This is a genomic window from Pseudomonas helleri, assembly GCF_009600315.1.
In the GTDB taxonomy this organism is placed as follows: Bacteria; Pseudomonadota; Gammaproteobacteria; order Pseudomonadales; family Pseudomonadaceae; genus Aquipseudomonas; species Aquipseudomonas helleri_A.
Genome location: NZ_WIWC01000162.1, coordinates 1 through 272, shown reverse-complemented (window position 1 = coordinate 272; position 272 = coordinate 1). Strand labels below are relative to the sequence as shown.

Here is a 272-nt window from a genome sequence, read left to right as displayed (position 1 = left end):
TCCCCCTCAACACTCATCAACCCCAACGGATCCACCCACCCCGTGGGGTTGGGCACGTACTGGTAGCTGTTGAGTCCACCCGCCAGTTTGATCGGGTCGGGGGTCAGGTAGCGGCCGGTGTTGGGATTGTAGTAGCGATGCCGGTTGTAGTGTAGTCCGCTTTCTTCGTCGTAATACTGGCCCTGAAAACGCAGCGGGTTGCTGATTTCATTGATGTCGAATTTGATGACGTTGCCGTAGGCCCGGTAATGCGCCGACCAGACGATTTTGCC

General features: G+C 57.0%; 1 protein-coding gene. It reads right to left on the bottom strand.

The window, feature by feature from the left end; all coding sequences use genetic code 11:
* A partial coding sequence (locus GHN86_RS23215; RefSeq protein ID WP_153383365.1) for an RHS repeat-associated core domain-containing protein occupies nucleotides 1–272 on the bottom strand: 272 nt, incomplete at both ends.